The following is a 15,928-nucleotide window of genomic DNA, read 5'->3' as shown; positions in this document are numbered from 1 at the left end:
GGCTCGTGGCGGCCAGGCTGCCGAGGCGGGTACGCCGGCTGCGACTCCCCCCGCCCCTCGCCGGCCTGCGGCCCGGAGGACCTGGCGTACCCGTCGGGGGCCCACGCCTCGCCCGGCGGGTCGTACCCGTCGCCCGGTCGTCTTCCGGGCCACGGCCCTGTAGGGCCCTCACCCGGTGGTCCGTAGTTCGACATGTGCACCCTCCTACCCGACCGGTGAGGCCGGCCACCAATCAGGACGCCGACGCCGTCGTCACCGTAGCGTGGCCAACCGATGACATCACCTTCTGCGCGTGCGACGACATCGACCGGTCCGCCCGCACCGGATGGCTCGGCCGCGCCGGGCGGGCCCCACGGAAGCGCTGTGCCCCCGGTCCGACCGGCCCTGATCTGGACCGCGTTGGCCGTGGTCTACGTGCTGTGGGGCTCCACCTACCTCGGCATCCGGGTCGCGGTGGAGTCGCTGCCGGCGCTCACCTCGGCCGGCCTCCGGTTCGCCGCGGCCGCCGCCGTGCTCGCGCTCGTCCTGCGGGTACGCCGGGGACCGGGTGCCCTGCGCGTCGACCGGCGTCAGCTCGGCTCGGCCGCGCTGGTCGGGGTGCTGCTGCTGGCCGGCGGCAACGGACTGGTGGTGCTCGCCGAGTCCGGCCCGCCCGGTTCGGCCGTGCCCTCGGGCGTGGCCGCGCTGCTGGTCGCCACCGTCCCGCTGCTGGTCGTCCTGCTCCGGACGACCGTCGGGGACCGGCCGCGTTTCTGGACCTTCGCCGGGGTGAGCCTTGGCTTCCTCGGCCTGGTCCTGCTGGTGCTGCCGACCGGTGGGTCGACGGCCGTGCCGCTGGTCGGGGCGCTGACCGTCGTCGCGGCGGCGACCTGCTGGTCGGTGGGGTCGTTCCTGTCCAACCGCTTGACGATGCCGACCGACCCCTTCGTCGCCACGGTCTACGAGATGCTCGCCGGTGCCGTGGCGCTGGCCGTGGTCGCCGCCGCCCGGGGCGAACTGCGCGACTTCGACCCCGGGCAGGTCACCGGCCGGTCCTGGCTCGCCCTGGCGTACCTGATGGTCGCCGGCTCGCTGGTCGCCTTCACCGCGTACGTCTGGCTGCTGCACCACGCGCCGATCTCGCTGGTGTCCACGTACGCGTACGTGAATCCGGTGGTCGCGGTCGCGCTCGGCGCGCTGCTGGCCGCCGAACCGGTGACCAGCCAGGTGCTGCTCGGCGGCGCGGTGATCGTCGCCGGGGTGGCGCTGGTGGTGAGCACGGAACGCCTCGGACGGCGAACCGGGGCGGCGGGCCGGGTGCCCCGGCGGTAACGTCCGGCCGGTGTCGGCCGGGCTGCCTGTCCTGCTCGCGGCGCTCGGCGCGGCGGCCGGCGCCGGCACACCGTGGCTGGCCGGCCGGTTCATCACCACCCGGCCGGCGACCGCCGTGCCGCCCGCCGCCTGCGCGGCGGTTGGGGCGGTCGTCTTCGGCGGGCTCGGCGTCGCGCCGGGCGTCGGGGCGGCGCTGCCGACGTTCCTAGCGGTGGCCGCGCTCGGGCTGGTGCTCGCCGTGGTCGACCTGGCCTGCCTGCGGCTGCCCGACCCGCTGGTGGGCGCGGCGGCGCTCGCCGCAGTGGTCGGTCTGGTCGCGGCGGCGTCGGTCGCCGGCCGGCCGGACCGGCTCCTCGGCCCGCTGGCGGGGGCGGCGCTGTCGTTCACCGGGTACGCGCTGCTGGCCCTGCTGCCCGGCTCACGGCTCGGCTTCGGCGACGTCAAGCTCGCCGCCGTGCTGGGGCTGCCGCTCGGCTGGCTGGGCTGGCCGACGCTGCTGACCGGGCTGGTCCTGCCGCACGCGCTGCACGGGCTGGCCGTGCTCGGCCTGCTGGCCGCCCGCCGGGTCCACCGGGACACCCTGCTGCCGCTCGGGCCGGCCCTGCTCGCCGGCGCCTGGCTCGCCGCCCTGCTCGGCTGAAGCCCCCGGGGGCGGGTCGACGGGCCTCTTACCGCTGAAGCCCTCCCCGGGGCGGGCCTCTTACAGCAGGCGGAGCTGGCGGTCCTTGGGCCGGCGGGGTTCGGTCTCGCCCAGGCGCTCGAACAGGCCCGGGTCGATCACGTCGAGGAACGGCGACGGCCGGCAGTCCCGCTCCGACCCGTGCCGGGCGCGCCGGGCGGCGTGGCTGACGTAGAGGCGGTCCTGGGCCCGGGTCAGGCCGACGAAGAAGAGCCGCCGCTCCTCGGCGACCTCGTCCTCGCCCGGGGTGGAGCCGGGCCAGCGCAGCGGGAGCAGGCCGTCCTCGCAGCCGACCAGGAAGACCACCGGGAACTCCAGGCCCTTCGCGGCGTGCAGGGTGAGCAGGGTGACCGCCTCGGCGCGCGGGTCGAGGGCGTCCACCTCGGCGCCCGTGGCGAGCTGGGACAGGAACAGCTCCAGGTCGTCGCCGCAGCGTCGGGCCAGCGGGGTGAGCAGATCCGCCGCCGCGAGGGCCTCCTCGGGGCGTACCGAGCCGGAACCGTCGAGGGTGGGGGCGGCGAAACGGTCGGCGACCACCCGGGCGGCGAGTCGGACCCGGGCCGGCAGGTCGCCGTCGAGGCCGTCGGCGTGCCGCAGCTCGCGGGCGATCGCGGTCACCCCGGGGCGGTCCCGCAGCCGGTCGTGCGAGCGCTTCTGCACCGGGATGTTCGCCCGGGCCAGCGCGTCCACGATCGGCGCGGACTGGGCGTCGGTCCGGTACAGCACGGCGATGTCGGAGAACGACAGGCTCGTGGCCCGGCCGTCGATCCGGCCCGAGTCCAGCGACCGGTGGGACAGGCCGCCGACCAGCTCGTCGACGGTGCGTACCAGGAAGTCGGCCTCGTCGGCGACGGACGCGGCGGCGTACCGGCCCACCAGCGGGGCCTCCGGGTCGAGTCGGGCCGGGTCGAGCCGGCGGCCCCGGACCAGCGACGACGGCGCGATGGCCTGCACGGCGGCGGCCAGGATCGGGGCCGACGAGCGGTAGTTGCGGTTGAGCCGGACCAGCCGGGCGTCGGTGAAGTCCTGCGAGAAGCGCAGAAAGTAGCCGACGTCCGCGCCCCGGAACGAGTAGATCGCCTGGTCCGGGTCGCCGATCGCGCACAGGTTGCCGTCGGCGGGGCTGAGCAGCCGCAGCAGCTCGTACTGGACGGCGTCGACGTCCTGGTACTCGTCGACGAAGATCCACTGCCATTGGTCCCGGTACCGCCGTACCAGCTTCTTGTCGGCGCGCAGCAGCTCCACCGGCAGGGTGAGCAGCTCGTCCAGGTCGACCAGGTCCCGCTTGCGCAGCAGGGCCGTGTAGGCGGCCAGGTCCTCGCCCGCCTCGGCCTTCGCCGCCGCCCGGTCGGCGTCGTCGGCGATCCGGAAGCCGGCCGGCAGCCCGGCGGCCCCGGCGTTCTCCCGCAGGATGGCCAGCCCCAGCGAGTGGAACGTGCCCACGGTGATGTCCTCGGCGACCGGCCCGAGCAGCCCGTCGAGGCGGTGCCGCAACTCCTCGGCCGCCCGCCGGGTGAAGGTGATCGCCAGGCAGCGCTCCGGGAAGACGCCCAGCTCGGCGCACAGGTACGCGATCCGGTGGGTCAGCGTCCGGGTCTTGCCCGTGCCCGGGCCGGCCACGATCAGCAGCGGCCCGCCCGGCGCGGACGCGGCCACCCGCTGCATCGCGTCCAGCCGGTCCAGCAGCCCGGTGCCGACCTCCTCCATCCCGGCGAGCATCGGCTCGAACGGCTCGTGCGGGGAGGGCTGCGGCGGAATCGGCGGGGGCGGGGGCGGCGGGGCGGCCTTCCGCTTCGGCTCGGCCTTCGCCGCCGCCGGCCGCTTGGCCTTCGCCGCCGGCTCCGTGGGCGTCCGCTGCGCCGGCACCGGTACGTCGAACAGCGTCTCCGCCTGCGCCCCCGTCGCCTTCCCGCCCAGCTCTGCCGGGTCGAACAGGGTGATCACCCCGTAGTCGCCGTCGTAGCCCGGCACCCGGCGCACATCGCCCCGACGCAGCCGGCCGATCCCCTCGGCGAGCAGTTCCCCGCCGACCCGGCCGATCTCGTCCAGCGGGGCGCGGGTCAGGATGTCCAGCTCCGAGCCGAGCGCGGCGATCAGCTTGTTGAGCTTCCCCTCGACCTTCTTGGACTTCGGGCCCACCGCGTTCAGCTCGCCGAGGATCTCGGCCAGCGGGACCAGGTGGGTGACGTCCCGGGCATGGTCGGGCCGATACCCCTCGGGCCGGTCGGCCAACTCCTCGACCCGGCTGAGCACCCCGATGGTGAGTGGCCTGCCGCACTCCGGGCAGCGCCCGCCGGCGGCCCGGGTCCGCTCCGGGGACCAGCTGACCCCGCACACCCGGTGCCCGTCGGCGTGGTACTTGCCCTCCTCAGGGAAGAACTCGATCGTGCCAGCGAGGCCGTCGCCGGTGCGCAGCGCCTCCCGGATGGCGAAGTAGTCCCGGCCGGAGGAGAACACCGTGGCCTCCCGGCCCAGGGCGGGCAGGGAGTGCGCGTCCGAGTTGGAAACCAGCCGGTAGCGGTCCAGGCTGCCGACCCGCCAGTTCATCTCCGGGTCGGACGACAGCCCGGTCTCCACGGCGAAGACGTGCTCGGCCAGGTCGGCGTAGCAGTCGGCGATCGCGTCGAAGCCGGACTTCGAGCCCAGCGCCGAGAACCAGGGCGTCCAGATGTGCGCCGGCACCAGGTAGCCGTCCGGGCTGGCCTCCAGGGTGATCTCCAACAGGTCCCGGGAGTCCAGGCCGAGGATCGGCCGGCCGTCCGAGGCGATGTTGCCGATCCGGCCGAGGGTGGTGTTGAACCGCTGCACCGCGTCCAGGTCGGGCAGGTAGATCAGGTGGTGCACCTTGCGGGTTCGGTCGTCCCGCTTGTAGATCGTGGAGATCTCCACGCTGAGCATGAACCGGACCGGGTCCGCCTCCGCCTCGCTGGCCAGCAGGGGCGGCAGGCGGCGGGCGATGTCCCGCTCCGCCTCGGGGCTGAGCCGGTGCAGGCCGGGCTCGGCCGGGTGCAGCGTCTCGCGCAGGTGGTCGTACCAGGCGGGGTGGGTGAAGTCGCCGGTGCCGAGCACGCCGATGCCCTTGCGCCGGGCCCACCAGCCGAGGTTCGGCAGGGTCAGGTTCCGGCTGCACGCCCGCGAGTACTTCGAGTGGATGTGCAGGTCCGCGACGAACGGCGAGGGGCCACCGGCGGGTGCGGCGCTGAACGGGAGCACGCCGCATCCTGTCACGCCCGCCCCGACGGCCGCTCCCCGCCACGCGTACGGGTGACCTGAGCGTCCTTCCCTGGACACCCCGGCCGCCGCCCGCTAGGCGTGCGCGCCCGCCCCGGATCAAGGGGTGCGGAGTTCCACCAGGGTCACCTGGGGGTTCGCGCCGACCCGGACCGGGGGGCCCCAGAAGCCCGCGCCGTTGGTCACGTACACCTTCGTGCCGTCGACCTCGCCGAAGCCGGAGACCACCGGCTGTTCGAGCTTCACCAGCAGGTTGAACGGCACGATCTGACCGCCGTGGGTGTGCCCGGACAGTTGCAGGTCGACGCCGAACTTCGCCGCCTCGACGGCCGCCACCGGCTGGTGGGCGAGCAGCACCACGGGGCGGCCAGGGTCCCGGTCGCCGAGCGCGGCGGTGAAGTCGGCGGGGGCGGCCAGCCCGGTGCCGGCGGCGCTGACGTCGTTCACCCCGGCCAGGTCCAGCACCCCGCCCGGGGTCCGGATCTCCTGCCGGGTGTTCTGGAGCACCCGCAGGCCGAGCCGGTCCACCTCCTGCACCCACTCCTCCACGCCGGAGTAGTACTCGTGGTTGCCGGTGACGAAGAAGCTGCCGTACCGGGAGCGCAGGTCGCGCAGCGGCGCCGCCGCCTCGCCCAGCTCGGCGACCGAGCCGTCGACCAGGTCGCCGACGACCGCGACCAGGTCGGCGTCCAGCCGGTTGATCATTGCCACGATCCGCTCGGTGTGCGCCCGGCCGCGCAGCGGCCCGAGGTGGATGTCCGAGACGGTGGCGATGCGCAGCCCGTCCATCCCGCGCGGCAGCTTCGCCAGCGGGATCCGCACCCGGTCCAGGCGCGGCGGGCCCATCGCGTTGCGTACCCCGTAGCCGGTGACCCCGGCGGCCGTGAGGCCCGCGAAGATCGCCGCGCCGCGGGCCAGCAGCAGCCGGCGGTCCGGATCGTGGTCGGGCTGGTCGACGGCCGCGACGGCCGGCGGTTCCGCCCCGCCGGACGCGCCCACCAGCACCGGCTCGGGCGCGGCGGCGGCCGGCGCGGCGGCGACCACCCGGCGGCGTAGCACCAGCCTGGCGACCAGCATCGGCACTTCCAGCGCCAGCAGCACGACCAGCAGGTAGAACATCAGCGCGAGCCACAGGTAGCCCGGCCAGGCCAGCCAGAACAGGCCGGCCCGGGTGCCGATCATCGTGGCCGGGACGAGCAGCGCCAGCACCAGCGCGACGACGCCCCCGATCCGCCGCCACCGCCCCGGGCCGGTGGTGTCCTTGACCAGCCGCTTCCAGAGGTAGAAGTGGAGCAGGCCGACGACGAGCGCCGCGAAGCCCACGAACGCCAGGTTCGCCAACACGTGAGCCTCCTCAGCCGCCCGCGAACGGGGGCAGTACGTCGATCGTCGCTCCGGCCGGCAGCGGTGCCTGACGATCATGACAGGTCACGCCGTCGACCAGGAAACTCGCCACGGTCAGCACGGCAGCGAGCCGTGCGCCGTGCCGCTCGGCCAGGTCACCGGTGAGTTCGCCCAGGGACCGCCCGGCGGGCGCGGTCTCCTCGGCGGTGCCGGCGGCGGCCCGCGCCCCGGCGAAGTAGCGGACGGTCAGCAGCCCGGTCGGGTGGTCCGGTACGTCACGGTGCACCCGTCACCCGCCGATCGCGGACATCGGCCGGGCCGGCTGGAGGAAGGCCGGGTCGTCGATGCCGTGCCCGGCCCGCTTGCCCCACATCGCGGTGCGCCAGCGCCGGGCCAACTCCTCGTCGTCCGCCCCGGCCCGCAGCGCCCCGCGTAGGTCGGACTCCTCGGTGGCGAACAGGCAGGCGCGGACCTGGCCGTCGGCGGTGACCCGGGTGCGGTCGCAGTCGCCGCAGAACGGCCGGGTCACGCTGCCGATCACCCCGACCCGACCCGGCCCGCCGTCGACCAGCCAGGTCTCGGCCGGCGCGGCGCCCCGCCCGGCGGGGTCCGGGATCAGGTCGAAGCCGGTACGCAGCCCGGCCAGGATCTCGTCGGCGGTGACCATGGTCGACCGGTCCCAACCGTGCTGGGCGTCCAGCGGCATCTGCTCGATGAACCGCAGCTCATAGCCGTGGGCCAGGGCGAAGCGGAGCAGCGCGGGGGCCTCGTCGTCGTTGACCCCGCGCATCAGCACGCTGTTGATTTTCACCGGGGCGAGCCCGGCGGCGGTCGCCCCGGCCAGCCCGGCGAGCACGTCGGCGAGCCGGTCCCGCCGGGTCAGCCGGGCGAACCGGGCGGCGTCGAGGGTGTCCAGCGACACGTTCACCCGGTCCAGCCCGGCGGCCCGCAGGGCGGGGGCCAGCCGTTCCAGCCCGAGGCCGTTCGTGGTCAGCGAGATCCGGGGTCGGGGCTCCAGCGCGGCCACGGCCGCGACGATGCCGACCAGGCCGGGGCGGATCAGCGGCTCCCCGCCGGTGAACCGCACCTCGGTCACCCCGAGGCGTCGCACGGCCAGCCGGACCAGCCGGACGATCTCGTCGTCGGTCAGCAACTGCGGGCCGGCCAGCCAGGGCAGCCCCTCGGCCGGCATGCAGTACGTGCAGCGCAGGTTGCACTTGTCGGTCAGCGAGACGCGTAGGTCCCGGACGACACGGCCGTACCGGTCGACGAGGACGCCCTCGGTCGGTGGGGGGACGGTCACCCCTCGACCGTAGCGCGCCCGGCCACGCGCAGGGCGGCGCGGGCGGCGTCGCCGACCGCCTCGCGGTACGCCCCGCCGAACAGGGCGGCGTGCACCAGCAGCAGGTGGAGCTGGTGCAGCGGCACCCGCTCGGTCCACCCGTCCGCCAGCGGCCACGCCTCCCGGTAGGCGCCCATGATCCGGTCGTGGTGCGGCGGCCCGCCGAACAGCGCCAACTGGGCCAGGTCGGTCTCCCGGTGCCCGCCGTGCGCCGCCGGGTCGATCAGCCAGGCCCGGCCGTCGTTCCCCCAGAGCACGTTGCCCGGCCACAGGTCGCCGTGCACCCGGGCCGGCGGCTCGTCCCCGCCGAACTCGCCGATCCGGTCGAGGACCGCCTCCACCAGCGCGGCCTCGACGCCGGTGAGCGCGCCGCCGTCGACCGACATCCGCAGGTACGGGGCGAGTCGCCGGCGCGCGAACCAGTCCGGCCACGGGCCCGGGTCCGGCGTGTTGTCCTGGGGGAGCGCGGCGATGAAGCCGGGCCACTCCGCGCCGAACGCGGCGGCCCCGGCGCGGTGCGTCGCGGCCAGGTCGTGGCCGAACCGCTCGGCGGCCTCGGGCGTCGGCTCGCCGGCCTCGACCCAGTCGAGCGCCAACAGCTCCGGCAGCGCCACCACCACCTCCGGTACGGGGACCCCGCCGGCCTCCCTCAGCCAGCTCAGCCCGGCCGCCTCGGCGGCGAAGAAGCCCTCCGGCGCCGGCCGCCCGGCCCGCGCCTCCGGCCAGGTCTTGGCGAAGACGGAGTGCCCGTCGTCCAGGGTCAGCCGGGACGCCGCGCAGACGTCCCCGCCGGCGACCGGCGTTTCCCGGATCCGCTGGTGGGTGAGGAAGGTCGGCAGGTGTTCCGGATGCGCCCGCAGGTACGCCAGGTCCATGACCGCAAGGTAGCCGCTCGGGGCGCTTCCCGGGGGTGTCTCCGGTGTGGGCCAGCCTCAGCGGGGCGTGCCGCCCGGCTGTTGCCGGCCCCTCGCCGGCCCGACGGTGATCGGGGCTGAGCTGCGCCGCTACTCTCCGTATCTGTGGACAACCCGCGTGTCGTCCACAGGGCCTGTCGAGACGCTCGGACGCGGCCGAGGCTGCCTCCCATGGCCCGTACCGACCGCCCCCGGCTCACCGTCCGTTCGCCCGCCGACCTCATCGCGGCCGTGCCGTACCTGCTCGGGTTCCATCCCGCCGACAGCGTGGTGGTGGTCGCGATGCGGGGCCGGCGGATCATCTTCGCCGCCCGGGCGGACCTGCCCGGCCCGGGCGACGACCCGCTCGACCCGGCCACCCACCTGGCCGGCGTCATCGCCCGGCAGGGCGCCGAGTCCGCCACCGTGCTCGGCTATGGCGATGCCTCCCGCGTCACCCCGGCCATCGACGCGGTACGCGGGTCGCTGGCCGCCGCCGAGCTGACCGTGCTGGACGCCCTGCGGGTCACCGACGGCCGCTACTGGTCCTACCTGTGCGACGAGCCGGCCTGCTGCCCGCCCGAGGGCACCCCGTACGACACCGGGGCCAGCGAGGTCAGTGCGGCGGCGGTCTTCGCCGGTCAGGTGGCCCTGCCCGACCGGGCGGCCCTGACCACACAGGTGGCCCCGTTCGGCGGCCCGGCCCGGGTGGCGATGGGCCGGGCGGTCGACCGCGCCGAACGCCGCCTGGCGGCCATGCTGGTCGGGGCACCCGAGGCCGACCTGCTCGGCGGTCGGACGCTGCGTCGGGCCGGCTTGGACGCGGTCCGTACCGCCCTGCGTCAGTGCCGGCAGGGCGAGCGACTCACCGACGACGAGGTGGCCTGGCTGACCTTGCTCCTCACCCACCTGCCGGTCCGTGACCACGCCTGGGAGCGCACCGACGGGCGGGAGCGGGACCTCGCCCTCTGGACCGACGTCCTGCGCCGCGCCGAGCGGGACCTGATCGCCGCTCCGGGTTCACTGCTGGCCTTCGCCGCCTGGCGGGCCGGGCAGGGGGCGCTCGCGGCGGTGGCGCTGGAACGGGTGCTGGAGGCGCACCCGGACTACTCGCTCGCCCTGCTCCTCGACGACCTGCTGCGTCGCGGGGTGCCCCCGTCCCAACTCGACGGCTGGCCGACGGCCGGCCCACCGGGCGTGCTTCGCCGGCAACGCCGTCGACGCGGCTGACGAGCAGGTTGGCCGGGGGTGTTGGCGTGGTGTTTCCGGGCTCCTCCGGGTTCTCTTTCGCCGTACGCTGAGTCCGGCCTGCGAACTGCCCAGCAGCGCCAGCCCGCCGGACGGGGGCCGTCGACGTCCGGCTCACCCATGACTGGCCGGCCGGGATCACCGGACCGCGCCGGAACGGCCCGGTCGGCCGGGATGAGCTGCGTACGTTGTGCGAACGCCTCCGGCCGCGGTGGCACTTCTGCGGCCACATGCACGACCGGTGCCGGGGGCCATCGGGCCCACGGAGGTCGTGTGTCTCGGTCACATCCGAAGTGGGCCGAAGGCGTTCGCCGTCATCGAACGATCGCCCGAAGGTCGCCTGCTGCTCGTCGAGGACGTGACCAGTGGGCGTGGCACCCGTTGCACCCGGACCACCTAACGCCGTGACCGTCCGTCGTCGAGCGGCAAGACCTGCGACGACAGCAGGTTGCGGATACGCGCCCCCAGGCGTTCGCGGGAAAGGCGGCCGGTGGGTGTGGGTCCTGACAACCACGGGTTCATCGAACGGGCACGGTCACCTCACCTCACTGCTGGTCGAGCAGGAACGGCGCGTCCGGGCAGCTCAGGCACACGAAGACGCGCAGCGCGCCGTGCCGACCGACGACCACCCCGGTCGGCTCGTACGAATCGTCGTACGAATCGCCGTCCGCCCGCGTCGGTTGCCACCGCGCGGCGCCCCGCTCGGAGGAGTCGATGACGAGGGTCAGCGTGGTGGGGCCGGCACAGCGCGGGCACGGCGTCGGGCGCAGGTCCGTGAGGCTCCACTTGGCGTAGCCGCCGACCTTCCAGCCGGGTGCCATGAAGGTGTCGACGTAGTCGTCGTCCTCGTCCTCGTCGACCAGCCGCCGCAGGTCCTCCGGCAGCTCATCCGGGTCCGGGTACTCGACGACCTGCTCCGGGTGCAGCCGGCACGGCCGGGGCACGTACCCGTCGGTGTCGACCTCGCCGCGCGGCGGCTCCGCGAGGAGGTCGGTCAGCTCCGCCTCCCGCCGCCAGCGCAGCTGCACCGTCGGCCCCCACGGGCCCTCGGAGTGCTCGAACGGGCACCACAGCACCTGCAACAGGTCCGCCCCGCCGGGGCGGGGCAGGTCGGGTACGTCCTCGGCGCGCAGTTGCGCCAGCGCGACCATCGGGTTCGGCACGGGGTGCGGTCGCGGCACGTACCGGTAGCCGACGACCGGGCCGCCGTCGCGCGAGCCCCAGCCGACGAAACCCGGGCCGACCAGGGCAGCCATCTCCTGGTGCAGCTCGAGTTCGCCCTCGGCCAGGACGTGCGACTGCGTGCGCCCGCGCTCCGCCGCCCGCATCCGGGTCACCAGCTCGGCCGGGATCGGCACCTCCCCGTGCACCATGAACGGCACGTCGCAGGCGGGCCAAGGCTCGCCGGCCGGCCAGCGTAGCGGCCCGCCCACGTGACTGTCGGCGGCCGTGACCGCCCCGGGACGCGGGTGCAGCCGGGTCGTCGTACGGCCGAACCGCTCAAGCCCGGGATAGCAGGCGAGCGCCCCGGGCGGCAGGGGCAGAGTGATCATGGTGAGATCGTAGGCGGACGAGGGCATCGGCGCCGCCGCCGGAAGCCGACCACCCCTGCTGCTCCGACCGTCGCCACAGCCGGGCCAAGGAGGTAGCGTCCCGCCATGCGTATGAAGCTCGGCCGGCCCGACCTGGCCGCGTACGCCGACCGGTTCGACGTTCCGCCCGCGACGGAGGACTTCAGCGTCACGTTCCTCGGCGTCTCCAGCCTGCTCTTCGACGACGGCGACACGACGGTGATGACCGACGGATTCTTCTCCCGGCCGTCCCTGCTCAGGGTTGCCCTCGGCCGGCTCGCACCCGACGGCGCCCGCATCGGTTCCACGCTCACCCGGCTGGGCCTCGACCACGGGGGCCGCCGCCTGGCCGCCGTGATTCCCGTACACACCCACTTCGATCACGTCATGGACTCCGCGGCCGTCGCCCTGCGCACCGGCGCGATGCTCGCCGGTGGGCGGTCGGCGGCCAATGTCGGCCGGGGAGCTGGCCTCGCCGACGAGCGCATCCGCGTTGTCACCCCCCACGAGCCGATGACCCTGGGGACCTTCACACTCACGTTTGTCGAGTCCGAGCACTGCCCACCGGATCGCTTCCCCGGCACCATCACCGCGCCCCTGGTGCCCCCGGCCAGGGCGTCCGTCTACCGGTGCGGGGAAGCATGGTCGGTGCTCGTCGCACACGCGAGCGGCCGGACCGCCCTGGTCCAGGGCAGCGCCGGCTATCGGCCGGGCGCGCTCGACGGGCACCGGGCCGACGTCGTCTACCTGGGGGTCGGCCAGCTCGGCGGGCAGGACGAGGAGTACCTGCGTGCGTACTGGGCCGAGACTGTGCGGGCCGTCGGGGCGCGTCGCGTCATACTCGTCCACTGGGACGACTTCTTCCGCCCGCTGCACCGGCCGCTGCGCGCCCTGCCGTACGTGGGCGACGACCTCGACGTCACCATGCGTGTTCTCGGTCGGCTGGCCCACCAGGACGGGCTGGCGCTCCACCTGCCGACCCTGTGGCGCCGGGAGGATCCCTGGGCGGCGTCGGCCTACCTCCGGGTGACCTGACCGATCGCTTCATCACCCGGGCGCGTGCTCGGGGATAGTGCCGTGATTCGTTGCATTCCCGCATACACGTTCATGGTCCGGCCGCGCAGGAAGCCGACCAGGGTCATCCCCGCCTCCTCGGCCAGCTCCACTGCCAGGGTGCTGGGGGCGGATACCGCCGCGAGCAGCGGCACCCCGGCCATCCACGCCTTCTGGGTCAGCTCGAAGCTGGCCCGGCCGGAGACCAGCAGCAGGTGCCCGGTCAGCGGCAGGCGCTCCTGCCGGACCGCCCAGCCGACGACCTTGTCGACGGCGTTGTGCCGGCCGACGTCCTCGCGCAGCACCACCAGCTCCCCGCCGGTGGTGAACAGCCCGGCCGCGTGCAGGCCGCCGGTGCGGTCGAAGTTGCGTTGCGCCGCCCGCAGCCGGTCCGGCAGCTCGGCCAGCAGCTCGGCCGGCACGGTGAGCGGGTCGTCCGCGACGGCGAACCGGGAGCGGGTCCGTACGGCGTCGATGCTGGCCTTCCCGCACACCCCGCAGGAGCTGGTGGTGTAGAAGTTCCGCGCCGGGTCGGTGGTCGGCTCCGGCACGCCGGGGGCGAGCACCACGTCCACCACGTTGTATGTGTTCGGCGTGTCCGCGCCCGCGCAGAGCTGGGCGGTGTGCACGTCTGCGGCGGACCGGATCAGCCCCTCGGTCAGCAGGAACCCGATCGCCAGGTCCAGGTCGTCGCCGGGGGTGCGCATGGTCACCGCCAGCGGTCGCCGCCGGCCCGGCCCGCCCGGGCCGACCCGGATCTCCAGCGGTTCCTCCACGGACACGCTGTCCGGCCGGCGCACCGCGACGCGGTCCGGGTCGGTCGCGTCGAGGTCGATCCGGAGCACGCTCCGCCGGTCAGTGGCCCGTCCCATCCCGCCATCCTGCCCGAACGGCGCGGCTGGGGCGAAGCGTCCGGCCGGGAGAGCGGTAAGGCGAGTGCCGTGAGCCGAGCGCGGTAAGCCGGCGGGAGCGCCGAGCGCCGGGGGCACCGAGCGATGCGCGCCGGCAGCCGACAGCCGGCAGCCGGCAGCGGGCAGCGGACAGTCGGTTCAGGAGGCAGCAGCCGGGCCGGCGGGCTCCTCGGCCTCGCCGGACAGGCTGCTCTCCAGCCAGCTCGCCACGAGTTCCGCGACCGCGTCGGGCGGGGGCATGGCGATGCCGAGGACGTTTTCGCGCTGCCACAGCTCGAAGACCACCCGCTCCTGCGGCTCGACGACGGTGTGGCCCTCGTCGCGCAGCGTCTCCACGTGGCGTTGGGTGCTCCGCTTCGTCCACATCGACTTGTTCATGCTCGGGAAGAAGATCGCCGGCCGGTCGCTGGCCAGCAGGGCGGTCTGCGCGGGGGTGCCGGCCAGGCCGAGCGCCGCCGCCGCGATCGTGCCGGCGGTCGCCGGCAGCACGACGATGCCGAGCGAGCGTTTGGCGAACTCGGTGGGGTTCAGCGCGGGGTCGCCGCTGGCGAACACCTCGTCCGCGTACCAGGCGGCCACCTGGGGCTGCACGAACCGCTCGGCGCTGGCGGTGAGCAGCACCCGCAGCGGCAGGTCGATCTCCTGGCGCAGCCAGGACAGGTACCCGGAGGCCGCCATCGCGGCGCTGGAGCCGCAGATGATGACCGAAAGCGCGTCGTCTCGCATGCGGACAGCGTCCCGGCGCGGGGACGTCGCGGACATGGGGGAACGGCCCCATCTTCGCCGCCGGTTCGGCGCGGGAGTTTGGGGGCCGCTCCCCATGCCGCCCGGGGCGTCCGGCTGGCAGGTTCGTCCTCAGCCGGCCGCCCCCACGACCCGCCGGCCTGAGGAGGTGAACGGCCATGAAGAAGATCACGATCCGCAAGACGGGCTCCATCAAGCTCACCACGTCGGCGCCGCTGTACTGCACGGACTGCTGCTGACCGGTCGGCCGTCCCGGCGCGTCGGCGTGCCGGGACGGCCTTCGCCGGGCCCATGCCCTGGAGGAACCATGTCAACCACCCGCCTGGAGTTCCATCCACTCACGTACGTGACGGAGCGGGACGGTGTCACGGTCGGCCGGATCGACGCCGCGTCCTTCGCCCTGCTGCCCGAGGACGGGGTCGCGCTGCTGCGCCGCCTCGCCGACGGGATGCCGGTCGGCGAGGCGGAACAGTGGTACCGGCGCACCTTCGGGGAGCCCGTCGACATGGCCGACTTCGTCGACACGCTGCGCGAACTCGGCTTCATCCGGGCCGACGGGGAACCACTGGCCCGGTTGCCCGAGGTCCGTTTCCGGCGGCTCGGCCGGGCGGCCTTCTCCCCGCTGGCCTGGGCGGCGTACGCGCTGATCGTGATCGCCGCCGCCGTGGCCATGGTGAGCCGGCCGGAGCTGCGGCCGCACGCCCAGAACGTCTTCTTCGTCCCGTCGCTGCTCGCCGTGCAGCTCGGACTGGCCCTGTGCCAGTCGCCGGGCATCCTGTGGCACGAGTGGTACCACCTGCTCGCCGCCCGCCGACTCGGTCTGCCCACCCGGATGCGGGTCGGCCGCCGGCTCTACTACGCGGTGGTGGAGACCGAGCTGGACGCCCTGCTCACCGTGCCGGCCCGGCAGCGTTACCTGCCGATGCTGGCCGGGCTGCTGGCCGACGCGGTGCTCTTCGGCGCGCTGGTGCTCGTCGCCTGGGTCGGCCTGTCCGACGGCCTGTCCTGGCCGGGACGGCTGGCGCTGGCGGTGGCGTACACCGTCCTGCTGCGAATGTCCTGGCAGTTCTACGTCTTCCTGCGCACCGACCTGTACTACGTGGCGACCACGGCGCTGGGCTGCACCAACCTGCACGAGGTGAGCCGGGCCTGGTTGCGCGACCGGTTCGCCTGGCTGCCCTGGGTGCACCCGTCCGACGAGCCCCCCGACGACTGGTCCCCACGCGACCGGCAGCTCGCGCCCTGGTTCGCGCTGATCACCTGCGGCGGGGTCGTGGCGCTGCTGGTGACCGTCACGCTGTGGACCGCGCCGCTGGTGCTGGAGTTCGCCTCCCGGGTCTTCTCCGCCCTGGTGAACGGCTCCCCCACCGGCCCCGGCTTCTGGGACTCCGTCGGGTCGCTGCTGCTGGTCGCCTTCGAGATCGTGCTGCTGCCGCTGCTCGCCGGCCGTACCCGGCGGCGGGCCACCCCCGCACCTGACCCGGCGACGGCGGGCTGACGGCACCCCGCCCGGCCACCCCCGCCCGGCCACCCCCGCCCGGCCACCCCTGCCCGGCCACCCCCGACCGGCCACCCCTGCCCGGCCATCCCCCCGACACCCA

Annotated in this window: 13 protein-coding genes and 1 pseudogene; 5 read left to right on the top strand and 9 right to left on the bottom strand. The window is 74.8% G+C overall.

Translation table 11 applies throughout. From position 1 onward, the window contains the following. Window positions 1–363: 363 nt before the first annotated feature. Window positions 364–1,311 (top strand): EamA family transporter, encoded by a 948-nt coding sequence (locus GVV04_RS15130; protein WP_328822400.1) that lies wholly within the window; start codon window positions 364–366, stop codon window positions 1,309–1,311. A gap of 10 nt (window positions 1,312–1,321) precedes the next feature. Continuing rightward, window positions 1,322–1,951, top strand: a complete 630-nt coding sequence (locus tag GVV04_RS15125; protein WP_161688689.1) for a prepilin peptidase — start codon at window positions 1,322–1,324, stop codon at window positions 1,949–1,951. A gap of 60 nt (window positions 1,952–2,011) precedes the next feature. Here the strand turns inward: GVV04_RS15125 and GVV04_RS15120 are convergent, their stop codons facing one another. The 5 genes from GVV04_RS15120 to GVV04_RS15100 form a co-directional block, all read right to left on the bottom strand. Next, on the bottom strand, window positions 2,012–5,203 hold the full coding sequence (locus GVV04_RS15120) for a UvrD-helicase domain-containing protein (protein WP_161688688.1): 3,192 nt from the start codon (window positions 5,201–5,203) through the stop codon (window positions 2,012–2,014). A 117-nt stretch (window positions 5,204–5,320) separates the two neighbouring features. Beyond that, window positions 5,321–6,565, bottom strand: a complete 1,245-nt coding sequence (locus GVV04_RS15115) for a metallophosphoesterase (RefSeq protein ID WP_328822399.1) — start codon at window positions 6,563–6,565, stop codon at window positions 5,321–5,323. Between the two features lie 10 nt (window positions 6,566–6,575). Then, window positions 6,576–6,851 (bottom strand): MoaD/ThiS family protein, encoded by a 276-nt coding sequence (locus GVV04_RS15110; RefSeq protein ID WP_161688686.1) that lies wholly within the window; start codon window positions 6,849–6,851, stop codon window positions 6,576–6,578. A gap of 3 nt (window positions 6,852–6,854) precedes the next feature. Beyond that, window positions 6,855–7,868: a GTP 3',8-cyclase MoaA gene (gene moaA, locus GVV04_RS15105; RefSeq protein ID WP_161688685.1), complete on the bottom strand. Its 1,014-nt coding sequence runs from the start codon at window positions 7,866–7,868 to the stop codon at window positions 6,855–6,857. Further along, complete coding sequence (locus GVV04_RS15100; RefSeq protein WP_161688684.1) at window positions 7,865–8,782, bottom strand: fructosamine kinase family protein; 918 nt, start codon at window positions 8,780–8,782, stop codon at window positions 7,865–7,867. Before GVV04_RS15100 ends, moaA begins: the two co-directional genes overlap by 4 nt. 210 nt (window positions 8,783–8,992) lie before the next feature. On the opposite strand from GVV04_RS15100, the gene GVV04_RS15095 reads away from it, so the two are divergent. Next, window positions 8,993–10,030 (top strand): DUF4192 domain-containing protein, encoded by a 1,038-nt coding sequence (locus tag GVV04_RS15095; protein WP_161688683.1) that lies wholly within the window; start codon window positions 8,993–8,995, stop codon window positions 10,028–10,030. 450 nt (window positions 10,031–10,480) lie between these two features. Here the strand turns inward: GVV04_RS15095 and GVV04_RS33115 are convergent. Together GVV04_RS33115 and GVV04_RS15090 are read right to left on the bottom strand one after the other, a co-directional pair. After that, a pseudogene (locus tag GVV04_RS33115) lies at window positions 10,481–10,570 on the bottom strand (pyridoxamine 5'-phosphate oxidase family protein); the annotation flags it as partial. A 23-nt stretch (window positions 10,571–10,593) separates the two neighbouring features. Next, a complete protein-coding gene (locus tag GVV04_RS15090) occupies window positions 10,594–11,601 on the bottom strand; it encodes a hypothetical protein (RefSeq protein ID WP_161688682.1) in 1,008 nt (335 codons plus the stop codon). Window positions 11,602–11,706: 105 nt separating this feature from the next. Here GVV04_RS15090 and GVV04_RS15085 point away from each other — a divergent pair, with 105 nt between their 5' ends. Continuing rightward, window positions 11,707–12,654: an MBL fold metallo-hydrolase gene (locus tag GVV04_RS15085; RefSeq protein ID WP_161688681.1), complete on the top strand. Its 948-nt coding sequence runs from the start codon at window positions 11,707–11,709 to the stop codon at window positions 12,652–12,654. Here GVV04_RS15085 and fdhD read toward each other — a convergent pair. Both fdhD and GVV04_RS15075 read right to left on the bottom strand, forming a co-directional pair. Further along, window positions 12,636–13,544 carry a formate dehydrogenase accessory sulfurtransferase FdhD gene (gene fdhD, locus GVV04_RS15080; RefSeq protein ID WP_161688680.1) on the bottom strand — a complete coding sequence of 303 codons (909 nt, stop codon included), beginning with the start codon at window positions 13,542–13,544 and terminating at the stop codon, window positions 12,636–12,638. The genes GVV04_RS15085 and fdhD overlap by 19 nt on opposite strands. Before the next feature lie 177 nt (window positions 13,545–13,721). Further along, complete coding sequence (locus GVV04_RS15075; RefSeq protein ID WP_161688679.1) at window positions 13,722–14,309, bottom strand: flavoprotein; 588 nt, start codon at window positions 14,307–14,309, stop codon at window positions 13,722–13,724. Window positions 14,310–14,634: 325 nt separating this feature from the next. Here GVV04_RS15075 and GVV04_RS15070 point away from each other — a divergent pair, with 325 nt between their 5' ends. After that, window positions 14,635–15,825: a hypothetical protein gene (locus tag GVV04_RS15070; protein WP_161688678.1), complete on the top strand. Its 1,191-nt coding sequence runs from the start codon at window positions 14,635–14,637 to the stop codon at window positions 15,823–15,825. Window positions 15,826–15,928 lie beyond the last annotated feature (103 nt).

Origin of the sequence: Micromonospora rubida (genome assembly GCF_009908295.1) — a bacterium.
In the GTDB taxonomy this organism is placed as follows: Bacteria; Actinomycetota; Actinomycetes; order Mycobacteriales; family Micromonosporaceae; genus Micromonospora; species Micromonospora rubida.
The sequence above is the reverse complement of the archived record's forward strand: the minus strand, read 5'-3'. Positions and strand labels throughout refer to the sequence as shown.

Excerpts from the sequence above, each read along its gene's own strand:
- GVV04_RS15090 (WP_161688682.1), bottom strand. The coding sequence starts at position 11,601 with ATGATCACTCTGCCCCTGCCGCCCGGGGCGCTCGCCTGCTATCCCGGG.
- GVV04_RS15100 (WP_161688684.1), bottom strand. The coding sequence starts at position 8,782 with ATGGACCTGGCGTACCTGCGGGCGCATCCGGAACACCTGCCGACCTTC.
- GVV04_RS15085 (WP_161688681.1), top strand. The coding sequence starts at position 11,707 with ATGCGTATGAAGCTCGGCCGGCCCGACCTGGCCGCGTACGCCGACCGG.
- fdhD (WP_161688680.1), bottom strand. The coding sequence starts at position 13,544 with ATGGGACGGGCCACTGACCGGCGGAGCGTGCTCCGGATCGACCTCGAC.
- GVV04_RS15075 (WP_161688679.1), bottom strand. The coding sequence starts at position 14,309 with ATGCGAGACGACGCGCTTTCGGTCATCATCTGCGGCTCCAGCGCCGCG.
- GVV04_RS15095 (WP_161688683.1), top strand. The coding sequence starts at position 8,993 with ATGGCCCGTACCGACCGCCCCCGGCTCACCGTCCGTTCGCCCGCCGAC.
- GVV04_RS15070 (WP_161688678.1), top strand. The coding sequence starts at position 14,635 with ATGTCAACCACCCGCCTGGAGTTCCATCCACTCACGTACGTGACGGAG.